Origin of the sequence: Thermus thalpophilus, from assembly GCF_022760915.1 — a bacterium.
GTDB classification, from domain to species: domain Bacteria; phylum Deinococcota; class Deinococci; order Deinococcales; family Thermaceae; genus Thermus; species Thermus thalpophilus.
Genome location: NZ_JAKTNS010000012.1, coordinates 12,447 through 27,616, shown reverse-complemented (window position 1 = coordinate 27,616; position 15,170 = coordinate 12,447). Strand labels below are relative to the sequence as shown.

14 protein-coding genes and 1 tRNA gene are annotated in these 15,170 nt (G+C 68.2%); 7 read left to right on the top strand and 8 right to left on the bottom strand.

The genetic code is table 11. From position 1 onward, the window contains the following. Window positions 1-5: 5 nt before the first annotated feature. The 7 genes from mreB (at window position 6) to L0D17_RS05885 (ending at window position 9,395) form a co-directional block, all read left to right on the top strand. A complete protein-coding gene (gene mreB, locus L0D17_RS05915) occupies window positions 6-1,037 on the top strand; it encodes a rod shape-determining protein (RefSeq protein ID WP_243094422.1) in 1,032 nt (343 codons plus the stop codon). Window positions 1,038-1,042: 5 nt separating this feature from the next. Then, a complete protein-coding gene (gene fabZ, locus L0D17_RS05910; protein WP_243094451.1) occupies window positions 1,043-1,468 on the top strand; it encodes a 3-hydroxyacyl-ACP dehydratase FabZ in 426 nt (141 codons plus the stop codon). Continuing rightward, a complete protein-coding gene (locus tag L0D17_RS05905) occupies window positions 1,465-2,103 on the top strand; it encodes a S4 domain-containing protein (protein WP_243094421.1) in 639 nt (212 codons plus the stop codon). Before fabZ ends, L0D17_RS05905 begins: the two co-directional genes overlap by 4 nt. 114 nt (window positions 2,104-2,217) lie before the next feature. After that, on the top strand, window positions 2,218-7,506 hold the full coding sequence (locus L0D17_RS05900; protein WP_243094420.1) for an LAGLIDADG family homing endonuclease: 5,289 nt from the start codon (window positions 2,218-2,220) through the stop codon (window positions 7,504-7,506). A 6-nt stretch (window positions 7,507-7,512) separates the two neighbouring features. Beyond that, entirely contained in the window at window positions 7,513-8,124 is a 612-nt protein-coding gene (locus L0D17_RS05895; protein ID WP_243094450.1) for a phosphoribosylanthranilate isomerase, read from the top strand. Further along, window positions 8,121-8,906: an inositol monophosphatase family protein gene (locus L0D17_RS05890; RefSeq protein WP_243094419.1), complete on the top strand. Its 786-nt coding sequence runs from the start codon at window positions 8,121-8,123 to the stop codon at window positions 8,904-8,906. The genes L0D17_RS05895 and L0D17_RS05890 overlap by 4 nt, the downstream gene beginning before the upstream one ends. A gap of 9 nt (window positions 8,907-8,915) precedes the next feature. Beyond that, window positions 8,916-9,395, top strand: coding sequence for a flavin reductase family protein (locus L0D17_RS05885; RefSeq protein WP_039455452.1), 480 nt, complete (start codon window positions 8,916-8,918; stop codon window positions 9,393-9,395). Here L0D17_RS05885 and L0D17_RS05880 read toward each other — a convergent pair. The 8 genes from L0D17_RS05880 to lysJ all read right to left on the bottom strand — a co-directional run bounded on the left by L0D17_RS05880 (window position 9,392) and on the right by lysJ (window position 15,146). Continuing rightward, a complete protein-coding gene (locus tag L0D17_RS05880; RefSeq protein ID WP_243094418.1) occupies window positions 9,392-10,186 on the bottom strand; it encodes a DNA-formamidopyrimidine glycosylase in 795 nt (264 codons plus the stop codon). The two genes, L0D17_RS05885 and L0D17_RS05880, sit on opposite strands and share 4 nt — an antisense overlap. After that, entirely contained in the window at window positions 10,179-10,484 is a 306-nt protein-coding gene (locus L0D17_RS05875; RefSeq protein ID WP_243094417.1) for a DCC1-like thiol-disulfide oxidoreductase family protein, read from the bottom strand. The genes L0D17_RS05880 and L0D17_RS05875 overlap by 8 nt, the downstream gene beginning before the upstream one ends. Beyond that, window positions 10,468-10,845, bottom strand: coding sequence for an acyl-CoA thioesterase (locus tag L0D17_RS05870; protein ID WP_243094416.1), 378 nt, complete (start codon window positions 10,843-10,845; stop codon window positions 10,468-10,470). Before L0D17_RS05870 ends, L0D17_RS05875 begins: the two co-directional genes overlap by 17 nt. A 9-nt stretch (window positions 10,846-10,854) precedes the next feature. Further along, window positions 10,855-11,091, bottom strand: coding sequence for a 4a-hydroxytetrahydrobiopterin dehydratase (locus L0D17_RS05865; RefSeq protein WP_039455458.1), 237 nt, complete (start codon window positions 11,089-11,091; stop codon window positions 10,855-10,857). A gap of 50 nt (window positions 11,092-11,141) precedes the next feature. After that, window positions 11,142-11,218 (bottom strand) — tRNA-Met (locus L0D17_RS05860). Window positions 11,219-11,255: 37 nt separating this feature from the next. Further along, a complete protein-coding gene (locus L0D17_RS05855) occupies window positions 11,256-12,875 on the bottom strand; it encodes a GGDEF domain-containing protein (protein ID WP_243094415.1) in 1,620 nt (539 codons plus the stop codon). Window positions 12,876-12,897: 22 nt separating this feature from the next. Next, the gene (locus tag L0D17_RS05850; protein WP_243094414.1) at window positions 12,898-13,968 is read right to left on the bottom strand and encodes a [LysW]-lysine hydrolase; all 1,071 of its coding nucleotides are present in this window, start codon (window positions 13,966-13,968) and stop codon (window positions 12,898-12,900) included. Next, window positions 13,965-15,146, bottom strand: coding sequence for a [LysW]-aminoadipate semialdehyde transaminase LysJ (gene lysJ / locus L0D17_RS05845; protein ID WP_243094413.1), 1,182 nt, complete (start codon window positions 15,144-15,146; stop codon window positions 13,965-13,967). The genes L0D17_RS05850 and lysJ overlap by 4 nt, the downstream gene beginning before the upstream one ends. Between the last annotated feature and the right edge of the window lie 24 nt (window positions 15,147-15,170).

The window sequence follows — 15,170 nt, the reverse complement described above, 5'->3', positions numbered from 1 at the left end:
GCGATATGCTTCGGGGCGAGGACATCGGGATTGACCTGGGGACGGCCAGCGTCCTCATCTACGTGCGGGGGAAGGGGATCGTCCTCCGCGAGCCCTCGGTGATCGCCGTGGTGCAAGGGAAGCGGGAAGTGAAGGCGGTGGGGGCGGAGGCCTACCGCATGCTTGGGCGCACCCCCGGCAACATCGTGGCCGTGCGCCCCCTAAAGGACGGGGTGATCGCCGACTACGCCCTCACGGAGAGGATGCTCCTTCTCTTCCTGCAGAAGGTGCTTTCCCCCATGAGCCGCTTCTTCAAGCCCCGGGTCATGGTGGGGGTACCTTCTGGGGTCACGGACGTGGAGCGGCGGGCGGTGGTCCAGGCGGTCTCCGCCTTGGCGCAGAAGGTCTACCTCATTGAGGAGCCCTTGGCGGCGGCCATCGGGGCGGGCATCAACGTGGCCGAGCCCACGGGGAGCATGGTGGTGGACATCGGGGGCGGCTCCACCGACATCGCCGTCATCTCCTTGGGGGGGATTGTCCGCTCGGAAAGCCTCCGCATCGCCGGGAACGAGATGGACCAGGCCATCATCCGCCACATTCGCCAGAAGTACAACCTCCTCATCGGCGAGCGCACCGCCGAGGAGCTCAAGATCCAGCTCGGCCGGGCCAAGCTCCTGCCCGGAGAGGAGAGGGAGGTGGCGGAGGTTCGGGGCCGTGACCTCATCACGGGCCTTCCCCGCACCGCGGAGATCCCGGCGGAGGACGTGGCCGAGGCCCTCAAGGAGCCCTTGGAGAAGATCTTCCAGGGGGTGAAGGGGGTGTTGGAGACCACGCCCCCCGAGCTGGCCTCGGACATCTACGAGCGGGGCATCCTCCTCACTGGGGGCGGGGCGCTCCTCAAGAACCTGGACGTGGCCTTGCAGGAGGCCACGGGGGTGCCGGTGGTGGTGGCGGAAAACCCCATTGAGGCCGTGGCCTTGGGCACGGGGAAGGCCTTGGAGATGCTCCACGTCCTCGAGGACACCATCCTCTCTTCCGACGACGTCCTCAGGAGGTGAGGCCGTTGGACATCCAGGAGATCCTCAAGCTCCTCCCCCACCGCTACCCCTTCCTCCTGGTGGACCGGGTGTTGGAGGCGGACGAAAAGCGCTTCCGCGCCCTGAAGAACGTGACCTTCAACGAGCCTCACTTCCAGGGGCACTTCCCCGGCTACCCCATCATGCCGGGGGTGCTTCTCCTCGAGGCCATGGCCCAGGCGGCGGTGGGCACCATCGCCCGCCAGCCCGGCTTCAAGCCCGGGGGGCTCGTCTTCCTGGTGGGGGTGGAGGAGGCCCGCTTTAAAAAGCCCGTGGTGCCGGGGGACGCCCTCATCCTGGAAGGGGAGCTCCTCCTGTTCCGCCGGGGCCTGGGCAAGGTGGCGGTGAAGGCTTTGGTGGAAGGGGAGGAGCGGGCGAGCGCCACCTTGAGCTTCGCCGTGCGGGAGGGGTGATGGACCTTTCCGCCTACCTCAAGCGGGCCCGGGGCGGGCGGGTGGTGCGCACGGCCTTCTTGGACCTGGAGGACCAGGCCCTCCTGGAGGCCCAGGCGAAGGCGGAGGGGCTCAAGGTGGCCTTCTTCGGCGGCTTTCCCCTGGCGGAGCGGAAGGTGGCCGTCCTCTACCCCCCCGAGGTGCCCGGCGTTTCGGACCCGGTGGAGGTCTACTTCCTGGAGAAGGAGCCCCCGGACCTGGGGGAGGCCATGGGGGACGTGGAGGCCTGGGAGGAAGGGTACTTGGTGGCCCTCCTGCCCGAGGGGAAAAAGGCCCTCCTGGAGGCGGGCTACGCCTTGCACCCCGCCCCCGAGGCCGCCTTCAAGGCCAGCAAGGGGGCGCGCACCTTGGTGGTGCCTTCCCTAAGGGTGGACGCTCTCGGGGCCAAGGGCTTCGGGGTTTCCCGGAGCTACTTCGTCCAGGGGGTGAAGGCGGGCAAGGTGCGCCTAAGGGGTAAGGTGGCCTCCCCCAAGGACGAGGTGCGTCCCGGGGACACCCTTCTGGCGGAGGGCCTAGGAAGCCTTAGGCTCCTGGAGGTCTTGGGCTCCACCCGCCGGGGCAACTTCAAGGTGCGGGTGGAGGTGGAGAAGGGTTAGGCGTCCTCGTTTGGGTGGGGGGGAAGTGTGAGCCCCCCCACTTGCCACGAAGACTCAAGGAGTAGTAGCATTCAGGCCGTAAGCCCCAAGATATGGGGGGATTTAGGAGGGGTTATGGAGCGCTATTTCTTTGACGAACACGCCCAAGCCATCGCCAAGCGCCAGTATCTCCAGCCCGGGGACGGGGATATTCTGGGCATGTTCCGCCGGGTGGCCCGGGAGATCGCCAAGCCGGAAAAGCCCGAGGAGCGGGCTTATTGGGAGGAGAAGTTCTTTGAGCTCATGAGCAGCAAGCGCTTCTCCCCCGGCGGGCGCATCCTGGCCGGGGCCGGCACCGCCCACGGCAACCTCCTCAACTGCTTCGTGCAAGGGGCCACGGAAAACCCCCCCGAAAGCTTCGCGGGCATCATGGAGGTGGCCAAGAAGCTCGCCTTGGTCACCAAGGTGGGCGGGGGGAACGGGGTGAACCTGGACCCCTACCGCTCCCGGGGCACGAGGAAGCGCCGGGCGGTGCAGGGGGTGGCCTACCTTTCCGCAGGCCACCCCGACGTGGAGGACTTCATCCGCGGCCTCATGCGCCCCCCCATCAACCCCGATGGCCCCAAGGAGGAGATCGCCCTGAAGAACTTCGCCCGGGTGGTCTACGGGGAGGTTTCCCCTGAGCTAAAGGCCTTGGCGGAGCGCTACGGGGTGGCCCTGGTCCAGGAGCCCCCGGGGGACGTCATCCGGGTGCCCGACGACATGGGGGGCATCGTGGAGGCCGCCAAGGAGGCGGCGGACCTTGCCCGGCGGGGGCTTGTGCCCCACGTGGACTTCTCCCTCCTTCGGCCCGAGGGCGCCCCCATCCGGGGAAGCGGGGGAACGAGCTCGGGCCCTGTGAGCTTCCTCTTTGAGATCTTTGACAACTTCCTGGAGTGGGCGGCCTTGGGGGCGGAGGAGGCGGGCCCCGTGGCCACCTTGCGCTACGTCTACGCCCCCGTGCTCCGGGTGGTGCGGCAGGGGGGCACCCGCCGCGGCGCGGGCATGGCCACCCTGTCCATTGAGCACCCCGACCTCCTGGACTTCCTCACCGCCAAGGACCTGGACCGGGAGAAGGCGGAAGGGGACATCTCCACCTTCAACATCTCCGTCCTGGTAAGCGACGCCTTCATGCGGGCCTTGGAGCAGGACGCCCTTTGGCCCGTGACCCCCATTGAGGTCCCCGGCAAGTACTACCCTTATCCCCTGGAGGGCCCCTACACCGGGAAGGTGCCCGAGCTCCCCGAGCGGGAGGACGGGGCCAAGGCCATCCCCCTTTACGAGGGGAAGGTACCCGCCCGCTGGCTTTGGCACGAGATCGCCTGGCACGCCTGGGCCACGGGGGAGCCGGGGCTCATCTTCGTGGACCGGGTCAACGCCCTTTCGGCCCTGAAGGGGTTGGGGGAGCGCTACCAGATACGTTCCACCAACCCCTGTTTCGTGGGTTCTACCCGGGTGCCCACGGAGTACGGCCTGGTTCCCATCGCCGAACTGGCGCAGAAGCCGGAAGGCTTTTTCCTGGTCACGGACAACCGCGCTCCGTTTGGGGGTGTGGGCCGGCCCATGCCCCACGAAGGCACCACGGTGCGCCGGGCGGCCAAGGCCTTCTTCACCGGGGTGAAACCGGTGGTCCGCCTGAGGACGCGGGAGGGGCTGGAGCTCACCCTTACCCCCGACCACCCGGTCCTTACCCCTCTGGGCTACCAGGAGGTGGGGAGTCTCCGTCCAGGGGATCGGATCCTGGTCCAAAGCGGGGAGGGCCTTTTCCCCAAGGAGGTGGCCCTCCCAGCCCCCGCCTTGGCGGTGGTTCGGGAGCGGGTGGCCACCGCCGGGAGCCGGGGCGGGGCGGGAAGGGCCGATGTGCGGGCACAGTACGCCAACCTTCCCACCCAGTGGAGCCGGGAGCTGGGCGTGGCTTTGGGGTGGCTTGTGGGGGATGGCTACCTGCGGGAAGACGGGGTGGGCTTTTACTTCTCCCGGGAGGATTTCCAGGCGCTTGGTTGGCTTGTAGACCTTCTTCGGGATTGGTTGGGCGGAGGGACCCTCCAGGAAACCTCCTCCAACACCTACCACCTGCACTTTAAGCGCATCCCCGCCGAGTTCTTCCAGGCGCTTGGGGTCAAGGTGGCCAAGGCCACGGAGAGGCGGGTCCCTGAAAGCCTTTTCCGGGCTCCCCGGGAAGCGGTGGTGGGCTTCCTCCAGGGGCTCTTTAGCGCCGATGGCTCGGTACAGCTGAACCCGGGCAAGAAGGACGCCACGGTGCGATTGGCCTCCTCCAGCCTGGCGTTGCTGCAGGATGTGCAGCTCCTTCTCCTCAACCTCGGCATCTTCGGCAAGATTTACCGGCGCCGTGCTGCGGGTAAAACCTCCTTGCCTGATGGGCGGGGTGGACTGAAGGAATACCCTGTGGCGGAGCAGTACGAGCTTATCCTTGGGGGTAGAGGCCGGGACCGCTTCGCCGAGGTGGTGGGCTTCTTGCAGGAGGAGAAGCAGGCGAGGCTTTGCGCCTACCTCCAGGACCGCCCTCGAGGGAGCTACCGCAAGCCGTTTGTGGCGGTGGTGGAGCGCCTCGAGGCCCTGGGGGAAGCCCCCGTGTACGACCTCACCGAGCCCGTGACCCATAGCCTCATCGCCAACGGCTTGGTCTGCCACAACTGCGGGGAAATCCCCCTCACCGTGGGCGAGCCCTGCGACCTCGGCGCCCTGAACCTCGCCGCTTACGTGAAGGACGGGGAGTTCCAGATGGAGGCCTTCAGGGAGGACGTGCGCACCGCCATCCGCTTCCTGGACAACGTCCTGGACGTGAACCGCTTCGCCCTCAAAGACAACGAGGAGGCGGCCAAGAGGCTCCGCAGGCTCGGGCTTGGGGTCATGGGCCTCGCCGACATGCTCATCCGCTTGGGCCTTCCCTACAACTCCCAAGCGGCCCGGCAGAAGGTCTACGAGATCCTCTCCGCCATGCGGGAGGAGGCCATAAGGGCCTCGGAGGACTTGGCCGAGGAGCGGGGGCCCTTCCCCCTCTACCAAGAGCACCGGGAGTACTTTGAGGCCCTGGGCATCAAGCCCCGGCGCAACGTGGCCGTCCTCACCGTGGCCCCCACGGGCACCACCAGCATGCTCATGGGGGTCAGTAGCGGGATTGAGCCCGTCTTCAGCCCCTTCGTCTGGCGCAGGATCGGCGGGGAGTACAAGCCCCTCCTCCACCCCCTCTTCGTGGAGCTCATGGAGGCCTTCCCGCCCGCCCCCGGCTACGAGAAGGACGGCAAGTGGGACTGGGACAAGATCGTTGAGGAGATCCAGAAGGACGGGCACGGCTCGGTGCAGAACCTCCCCTTCGTGCCCGAGCCCATCCGCAAGGTCTTCCTGTGCGCCCACGACATCCACCCCCTGGACCACGTGCGCATGCAGGGGGTGGTGCAGCGGGCCTTTGACGCCGAGGGGTACGCCGGGAACTCCCTCTCCAAATGCCTTGCCAAGGGCACCTTGATACCTACCTCTCGTGGGCTTATCCCCGTGGAAGAGATCGCCCCACCTCACCCCGAGGACACCTTTGTTCCCGTGGAGGGCCTTTACACGGCTGAAGGCTACCGCATCACCGCCCACTACTTTGCTGGGAAGAAGCGGGGGGTTCGGGTGCGCCTGGACAACGGCGCCGAGCTGGTGGGGGCTTGGGAAAGCCACCGCGTCCTTACTCCGGAAGGTTGGCGCCTTATGCGGGACCTGAAGCCGGGGGATCTCGTGCTGGGGAAGTTGGTGCCTTCCCATGGCCCAGGGGGCGCTCCTATCCCCTTGGACTTTCCCCGCCGTACCAACGCCAAGGCCCTCCCTCTGCCGGAATGCATGAGCCCGGAGTTGGCCCTTTTCCTGGGCATGTTGGCGGCGGATGGGGCCACGGTGGAGCGCACGGGTTTTGTGGGCATCGCCACCAAGAGCCCAGAGGTGGAGGCGGCTTTCCGGAATGTGGCCTACAAACTCTTCGGCGCGGAGCCCAAGGCCACCCTGGACAAGCGCACGGGGGTGCGTAACGTTTACCTACTTTCTAGGCGCTTGGCCCGCTATGTGGAAGCCTTGATCGGCAAGGGAGCTAAGGAGAAGCGGGTACCCTCCCAGATCCTCCAGGGGAGCCCCGAGGAGAAGCTGGCCTTCCTCCGGGGGTTGACCTTGGACGGGTACGCCCGCCAGGACCAGGGCCTCATCCTTTACGAGGGCAGGAGCCGCCGGCTTGCTTACGAGGCTGCCGAGGTGGCCCGCAGCTTCGGGCTGCCCTTGGTGTACCAAGGCCGCAAGAAGGTGAGGGCGCCTAGGGAGACGTACTTCGTCCACTCGGTGGTGGTTTCTGGCCCTCTTCAAGAGCTGGTGGAGCCCATAGAAAGCCACAAGCGCATTCCCCGGGTGGACAAGCAGTACAGGGTTTTCGTGCCCGAGGAGGTTCTGGCGGCCACCCGGGTGGGGGTACACCACCCCGGCTACAATAACCTGAAATCGGTGCGGGATAGGGGGGTATCCCACGTGTACAACCGCACCGCGGACCGGCTGGGTTGGCCCACGGAGGTGCTGGCCTTCCGGGTGGTGGCGGTGGAGGATGCGGGCGAGGTGGAGATGTACGACATAGAGGTGGAAGACGTCCACCGCTATGTGGTGAACGGCATCATCTCCCACAACACCATTAACCTGCCCCACGAGGCCACGGTGGCCGACGTGGAGGCGGCCTACACGGAGGCCTACCGCACGGGGTGCAAGGGGATCACCGTCTACCGGGATGGCTCCCGGGAGTTCCAGGTGCTCACGGTGAAGAAGGAGGACAAGGAGGTGAAGGAAGAGAGGCGGGAGGCACCCGCCGAAGCGCCGCAAGGGCAGGAGGCCAAACGGGGGGAAGGGGGCCCCGTCTACGAGCGCCCGGGCCGCCTCATGGGCTTCACGGACATGGTCAAGCTCCTTTCCCCGGAAGGGACCAAGCGGAGCTTCCTCGTCACGGTGAACCTCCTGGGGGACAGGCCCATTGAGGTGATCCTCACCTCGGGCAAGGCGGGGGACGAGGCCAACGCCGACAGCGAAGCCCTGGGCCGGGTGGTGTCCATCGCCCTGCAGTACGGGGTTCCCCCCGAGGCCATCGTCCGCACCCTCCGGGGCATCAACGGGGGGCTTTACGGCACCTACCAGGGCCGGCTCGTCTCCAGCAAGGCCGACCTCATCGCCGTGGCTCTGGAAACCATCCCCCAAGCCTTCAAGGGAATGGTGGGGGCGGAGGAGCCCTTGCCGAGCCTTTCCGGAGGGGGCCTGGCCCTGCCCGGGGCCCTTCCTTGCCCGGTCTGTGGGGAGAAGGCCCTGGTGCGGGAGGAAGGTTGCTACAAGTGCCAGGCCTGCGGCTACTCCAAGTGCGGCTAGGGCATGGTGCGGGTGAAGATCTGCGGCCTCACCCGCCTCGAGGACGCCCTCCTGGCCGAGGCGCTCGGGGCCCACGCCCTGGGCTTCGTCTTGGCCCCGGGCTCCAAGCGGCAGGTCTCCCCGGAGCAGGCTCGGGAGATGGCCAAAGCCTTGGGCCCCTTCGTGGTCCGGGTGGGGGTCTTCCGGGACCAGGCCCCGGAGGAGGTGCTCCGCCTCATGGAGGCGGCGGGGCTTCAGGTGGCCCAGCTCCACGGGAGGGAGCCCCCGGAGTGGGCCTTGGCGGTGGGGCGCTTTTATCCCGTGATCAAGGCGTTTTCCCTGCAAGGCCCCGCCGATGCCGCCTGGGCCGAGTACCCCGCCTGGGCCCTCCTCCTGGATAGCCCCCGGCCCGGAAGCGGGGAGGCCTACCCCCGGGCTTGGGCCGAGCCCCTCCTGGCCACGGGGAAGCGGGTGATCCTGGCCGGGGGAATCACCCCGGAAAACGCTCCCCAAGCCCTGGCCCTCCGCCCCTACGCCATAGACCTGGCGAGCGGGGTGGAGGAGGCGCCGGGGGTGAAGAGCCCAGAGCGGCTCAAAGCCCTCTTCGCCCAGGTGCGGCCCTTTATGATGGGGGCGTGAAGGGCCATCCCTTTTACCCCTATCTAGAGGCCCTCCTGCAGGCGGCGACCCTGGCCCAAGGCATCCACGCCTACTACTTGGCCAAGGGCTTCACCCAGGGGACCAAGTCCGGCCCCACGGACCTGGTGACCCAGGCGGACCGGGAGGCGGAGGAGGCCATCAAGAACCTCCTCCTTTCCCGCTTCCCCGAGGCGGGGTTCTTGGGGGAGGAGGGGGGAGGGGAGGGCGGGAAGGCCCTCCGCTTCATCGTGGACCCCCTGGACGGCACGGTGAACTACGCCCACGGCTTCCCCTTCTACGGGGTTTCCCTGGCCCTCGAGGTGGAGGGGGTCATCCAGGTGGGGGTGGTGCGGGACACGGCCCGGGGGGAAACCTTCTACGCCCTAAGGGGTGGGGGGGCCTACCTGGACGGGCGGCCCATCCGGGTCACGGAGCGGGCGGAGCTTTTGGGAAGCCTCCTCGCCACGGGCTTCCCCTATGACGTGGCCAAGGACCCCGAAAACCTCACCTACTTCGCCCGGGCCCTCCGGCGGGGGCTTTTGGTGCGGCGGCCGGGGGCAGCGGCCCTAGACCTGGCCTACGTGGCCGCGGGGCGCCTGGAGGGCTTTTGGGAAGTGAAGCTCAACCCCTGGGACGTGGCGGCGGGGTGGCTCTTGGTGGAGGAGGCGGGGGGAAGGGTGACGGACCTGGAGGGGAGGCCCTACCACCTGGGCCACCGCTACATCGTGGCCACCAACGGGCGCATCCACGAGGCTTTGCTAAGGGTGCTCCGGGAAGATTAGAATGGGGGCATGGACCTCGAGGCCAAGAAGAAGGTCTTAAGGAGCTTCACCTACGGGCTTTACATCCTCACCGCCAAGGATGGGGAGGAGTACGCCGCCGGCACGGTGAACTGGGTGACCCAGGCCTCCTTCACCCCGCCCCTCGTCGCCCTGGGGGTGAAGCGGGATAGCCGCCTCCACGCCCTCATAGAGCGCACGGGGAGGCTCGCCCTCATGACCCTGGCCGCGGACCAGAAGGCCATCGCCCAGGACTTCTTCAAGCCCACGCAAAGGGAGGGGGAGACCCTAAACGGCCACCCCTTCGTCCCCTCCCCCACCTTCGGCCTGCCCCTCCTCACGGAGCTTCCCTACTGGCTCGAGGCGGAGGTGCGCCACCTCTACCCCGGGGGGGACCACAGCCTGGTGGTGGCGGAGGTGGTGGAGGCCGGGGTGCGGTACGAGGCCAAGCCCCTGGTCATGTGGGACACGGGCTGGTTCTACGGGGGCTAGGCCTGGCAGCGGGGGCAGAAGTGGGTGCTCCTGCCCCCCACCATCCCCCGCCGGATGGGCCCGCCGCAGGCGGGGCAGGGGAGGCCTTCCCGCCCGTAGACGGCGTGGCGCTCCTGGAAGCCCCCGGGGAGGCCGTCGGGCTGCCGGTAGCTCTGGTCGGAAAGCGTGCTTCCCCCTAGGGCCACCGCCTCGGCCAGGACCTCCCTCAGCGCCCGATAGAGCCTCTCCCCCTCGGCGGCGCTTAAGGAGGAGGCCCGCCGGAAGGGGCTCAGCCGGGCGCGGAAGAGGGCCTCGTCGGCGTAGATGTTCCCCACCCCCGCCGCCAGGGTCTGGTCCAGGAGGAGGGCCTTGAGGGGCTTTGGGCTTTGGGCGAGGCCCTGGAGGAAGCCGGTAAGGGTGAAGGCCTCGGATAGAGGCTCGGGGCCGAGGCGGTTTAGGAGGGGGATTTCCCGGTAGTCCCCTTCCCGCACCACCAGGATGCGGCCGAAGCGCCGGGGGTCGTGGAAGTGGAGGCGTAGCCCCTCCAGCTCCCAGGTGAGGCGGGTGTGGGGGGTGGGCTCGAGGCGGAACCCCCCGGTCATCCCCAGGTGCACCACCATCTCCAAACCCCCGGAGAGGGCGAAGAGGAGGAACTTCCCCCGGCGGCCGATCCCCTCCACCCGCCTCCCCACCGCCTCCTCCACGCGGCGGTAGCGCCCCGGGTCCTGGTGGCGCACCGCCAGGACCCGCCTGCCCAGGACCAGGGGGAGGAGGCGCCCCCGGGTGGTCTCCACCTCGGGAAGCTCAGGCACGGGGCCTCCGCGCCGCCAGGAGGCGGTAAAGGGGCCTTCCCACAGGGCCTAGGAGGTAGAGGACGGGGAGGAGCGGCCAAAGGAGGGGCAGGCGGCGGGCCAGGTGGAGGAGGGCGCCGTAGCCGCGGTAAACCCTTTGCCCCTCCAGGACGTGGAGCTCCCGGAGGAGGGCCTCTTGGTCCAGGTCCCGGACCTCCTGGAGGGGTTCCACCCGGAGGCTTTGCCCCAGGTCCAGGGCCTTGAGCACCCCGCCCAAGGCCCGGCAGTAGGGGCACCGGGCGTCAATCAGCACCCGCATGGGCCTCCACGGGGACGGGCTCCCCCTTCTCGTTCACCGCCACGTAGGTGAGGGTGCCCTTGGTGGCCAGGATTCGGCCGTTCTCCTGGCCGAAGCGCTCCTTGTAGACCTCCACCTCCACGGTCAAGGAGGTGCGCCCCACCCGCACCACCCGGGCCACCACCTCCAGGAGGTCCCCGGTGCGGATGGGGACCTTGAACTCCACGCTCCCCACCGCCACGGTGACCACGGGCTTCTTGGCGTAACGGGCGGCGGCGTAGGAGCCCACCTTGTCCATGAGGCCCAGGACGAAGCCGCCAAAGGCCGCTCCTAGGGGGTTGGTGTGCTCGGGGAAGACGAGCTCGAGGGTCCGCGCCTCCATGCCCTTAGCCTACAGGAGCGCATCCGTGAGGCGGGCCATCTCCTCGTCCTTCGCCGTGATGCCCCCGGCACTATGGGTCCACCACTCCACCTCCACCTTGCCCCACTCCACGGTGAGGCGGGGGTGGTGCCCCTTGGCCTCGGCCAGCTCCCCCACCCGGTTGGCGAAGGCCAGGGCCTCCCGGAAGTCCTTGAAGCGGAAGACCTTGGCGAGCCGCTTGGGGTTTTCCCGCACCTCCCAGTCCATGCCCTAAGGGTAAAGCGAAACCCCCCGGGCCATTGTGCCCGGGGGCCTTCTGGTTGCGGGGGCGGGATTTGAACCCGCGACCTTCGGGTTATGAGCCCGACGAGCTACCAGGCTGCTCCACCCCGCGTCGCCATCCTTAACTATAGTGAAGGATGGCACCTTTGTCAAGCCAGGGTCACGCGGTCCCGCCCCGCTTCCTTGGCCCGCAGGAGGGCGTAGTCCGCTTTTAGAAGCCACTCCTCCACCTGGGCCTCCCCTTCCGGCACCTCCCCCCCGGCGATGCCGGCGGAGAGGGTCAGGGGGTAGGGGATGGGCTCCACCCGCTCCGCGCGGAAGCGGGCGCGGATGCGCTCCACTACCTCCTTGGCCGCCTGCCGGTCGGCCCCGTAGAGGAGGAGCAAGAACTCCTCGCCCCCGTAGCGCACCGCCAGGTCCTCCTTGCGCACGCTGGCCTGGAGGATGCGGCCCAAAAGCCTTAGCACCTCGTCCCCCACGGGGTGGCCGAAGGTGTCGTTCACCCGCTTGAAGCGGTCTATGTCCAGCATCACGGCGCTCACCGGGGCGCCGTAGCGCCGGGCCAGGGCCACCAGCTTGGGAAGCTCCGCCTCGAGGCCCCTTCGGTTCAAAAGCCCCGTGAGGGGGTCGGTGAGGGCCAGGGTCCCCCACTCCACCTGCCTGAGCACCTGGCGGAGCCGCTCCCCCAAAAGGGAAAGGAAGCTGGGTGGGATGGCCACCTTGGGCGGCTCGGTGAGGTAGAGGTAGGCGCTATCCCCGTTCATGGGGATGGCCAGGGCGTGGGGGGTGCGCTCCCCCACCCGGCCCCGGCGGCTTCGCACCTCCAGGCCCACCGCCTGGGGCAAGAGCACCTGGGCCGCCCCCAAGGCCCCCAGGAGGGCGGCCTCGGGGCTTAGGGTCTGGGTCACGCCGGGGGAAAGCCGGGCGAGCTCCTCCAGGAACTGGCTCCAGCGTTGGCTTTGGGCCTCGGTGCGCCGCCACTCCAGGTAGTGGGCGTAAAGGAGGCCCAAAGCGCCCACAAGCCCCCCGTAGAGGGCGAAGGCCCGCACCGGCCAAGGGGTGGGCTCCGAGAGGAGGACGGGCATGAGGAAAAGCCCGGTGAAGGCCAGGGCGTGGCGGGCGAAGGCGGCCTTTTCCCCCTCTTCCTCCAGCACCCCCAAGGCCAGGAGCGCATAGCCCGTGGGCCAGAGGAGGTGCACCGGGTGGCCCGTGGGATAGCCCCCTTCCGCTTCCAGGTAGGCGTAGGCCAGGTCCGCCACCAGCACCAGGAGGAAACCCACGCCCCAAAGGGCCCTGCCGCCTAGGAAGCGCTCCTGGAAGAGGGGTTCCAGCCGGGGCAGGAGGAGGAGAAGGAGGAGCGTGTCCCATCCGGTGTAAAGCCGGTCCACGCCCAGCTCTTTTTGGAAGAGGGTGAAAAGGCCCAGGAGGACCAGGGGCAAGAGGAAAAGGGAAAGCCGGGGCGGCTTCCCCGGCACCTTCAGGAGGGCCAGGGTGAAGGCCAGATACCCGAAGATATAGGGGAACTCAAAAAGGAGGGCCGCCAAGGAGCGCTTCCCGGAGCCCAGAAGATCCCCCAAAGTCCAGCCCAAATCCCCCAGGCCAAAGAAGAGGAGGCCGAGGCCGAAGAGGAGAGCCCGCCGGGCCACCAGGTAGCTCCCCAGGGCGAGGGCGAGGGAGGGGGTGAGGAAGCGATCGCTAAAGGGGGCGGTGGGGGGGAATAGGCCGAGGAATAGGAGAAGGGCGAGAAGCCCAAGCCAATACGGAACCACGAACCCAGTTTAGCCTAGGCCCCTAAGGGCCTGGGGGGAGTTTGGCCAGGGCCTCGAGGGCCTCCCGCAGGACCTCAATCCCTTTCAGGAACTCGGGGACCTCCACGTGCTCGTAAGGGGTGTGGTCCAAGGTGGAGTCCCCCGGGCCGTAGGCCACCATGGGCACCTTCCAGTGGGGGGCCAGGACGTTCATGTCGCTGGTGCCGGTCTTGAGCTTGAAGACGGGTCTCCCCCCCGCCTTGCGGATGCCCTGGCGCAGGGCCCGGGTCAGGGGGGTGTCCTTGGGGCCCAGGTAGGGCACCTCCCGCCCGAAGAACTCCAGCTCCAGGGTAGGGGGGGCGTAGGCGCTCAGGTGGCGGATGGCCTCCTCCGGGGGGAGCCTGGGGGGCAGGCGCAAGTCAAAGAACATCTCCGCCACCTGCTTGAGCTCGGCGGGGTGGATCTTGAAGTCCCGCAGGGTGTACTGCACCTGGTCAAAGGGGCGCTGGCCCACGTTCATGGCCTCTGCCCAGGCCTTGATGGCCACGAAGTAGCTGATGAGCTCCTCGGCGGCGTTGGGCTCGTGGTGGGCGGAGTGGAAGTTGTCCTTTTCCCGCCGGGCCTTCACCAGAAGCCGGCCCTTGTAGCCCAGGGTGATCCCCTCCCACCCCGAGGGCTCCCCGATGATGGCGTAGTCCGGCTTTAAGCGGGGGGCCACGAAGCGGGCGCCCTTGGAGCTTGGGGCCTCCTCCTCCGTGGCCCCCACCAGGTGCACGGTGAGGCGCTTTCTGGCCTCCTCGGAAAGCCCCGCCGCGGCGAAGACCATGGCCACGAAGGGCCCCTTGGCGTCCACCGCCCCCCGGCCGAAGAGCTTATTCCCTTCCAGGCGCACGGGCACGAGGCCGGGCACGGTGTCAATGTGCCCCAGGAGGACCACCTGGAGGGGGCCTTCCCCCACCTGGCCCCGGGCGTTGTCCGCCTCGTCCACAAACCCCCTTAGCCCAAGCTTTTCCATCCCCTCCGCCAGGTACTCGGCCACCAAGCGCTCTTCGCCCGAAGGGGAGGGAATCTCCAGGGCCCCCTTGAGGAACTCCACGGGGTCTAAGCGCATCATGCCAAAAGCACTGCCCGAACCGCCTCCACCACCCTTTCCAGGTCCTCCTTCTCAATGACGAGGGGCGGCAGGAAGCGGATCACCGTGGGCCCCGCCTGCAGGGTGAGGATGCGGTGCTCCTTTTCCAGGCGCTCAATGTAGGGGGCCACCTTTTCCTTGAGCTCAAGACCCACCATGAGGCCCATCCCCCGCACCTCCCGGATCTTGGGGGAGGGGATTTCCCTGAGCCGTTCCATAAACCAGGGCCCGAGCTCCGCCGCCCGCTCCCAAAGCCGCGTGCGCTCCAGGTAGCGGAGGGCGGCCACCCCGGCGGCCATGGCCAGGGGGTTGCCGCCGAAGGTGGTGCCGTGCCCGCCCTTGGGCATGCTCTTCGCCACCTCCTCCCGCATCACCGCCACGCCCAAGGGCACCCCGCCCCCGATGGCCTTGGCCAGGGTGAGGATATCGGGCACCACGCCGTAGTGCTCAAAGGCGAAGCGCTTACCCGTGCGGCCCATGCCGGTTTGGATCTCGTCCAGGATGAGGAGGGCGCCCTTGTCCCGGGTGATTTCCCGCGCGGCTTGGAGGAACTCCGGCGTGGCCGGGCGCACCCCCCCTTCTCCCTGCACGGGCTCCAGGATCACCGCCGCCGTTTCCTCGTCCACCGCCTTTCTTAGAGCCTCCACGTCGTTGTAGGGGATGAAGGCCACGGGCTCCACCAAGGGCAGGAAGGGCTCCCGGTACTTGGGCTCCCAGGTGACGGAGAGGCTGCCCATGGTCCGGCCGGAAAACCCCCGCATGGCGGCCACGAACTTCTTCCGCCCGGTGTGGGCCCGGGCGAACTTGAGGGCCGCCTCGTTGGCCTCGGTGCCCGAGTTCACCGGGAACACCCGGTTGAGCTCGGGGGGCAGAAGGGAGACCAAGGTGCGGTAGAACTCCCCCCGCATGGGGGTGGGGAGGGTCTGGGGCATGCTCAAAAGGGTTTCCGCCTGCCGCTTCACCGCCTCCACCACCTCGGGGTTGCTGTGGCCGAGGTTGGCCACCCCGTAGCCCCCCACGCAGTCTATGTACTCGTTGCCCTCGGCGTCCCACACCCGGGCTCCTTGGCCGCGGACGAGGAGGAGGGCGTGCTTGGTGTAGACCCCGGTGTCCAGGGTGAGCTCCGCCTCCAGAAGCGCCTGCCAGTCCTCTTTCACCATACGCACCCCCGCAAAGAAAAACCC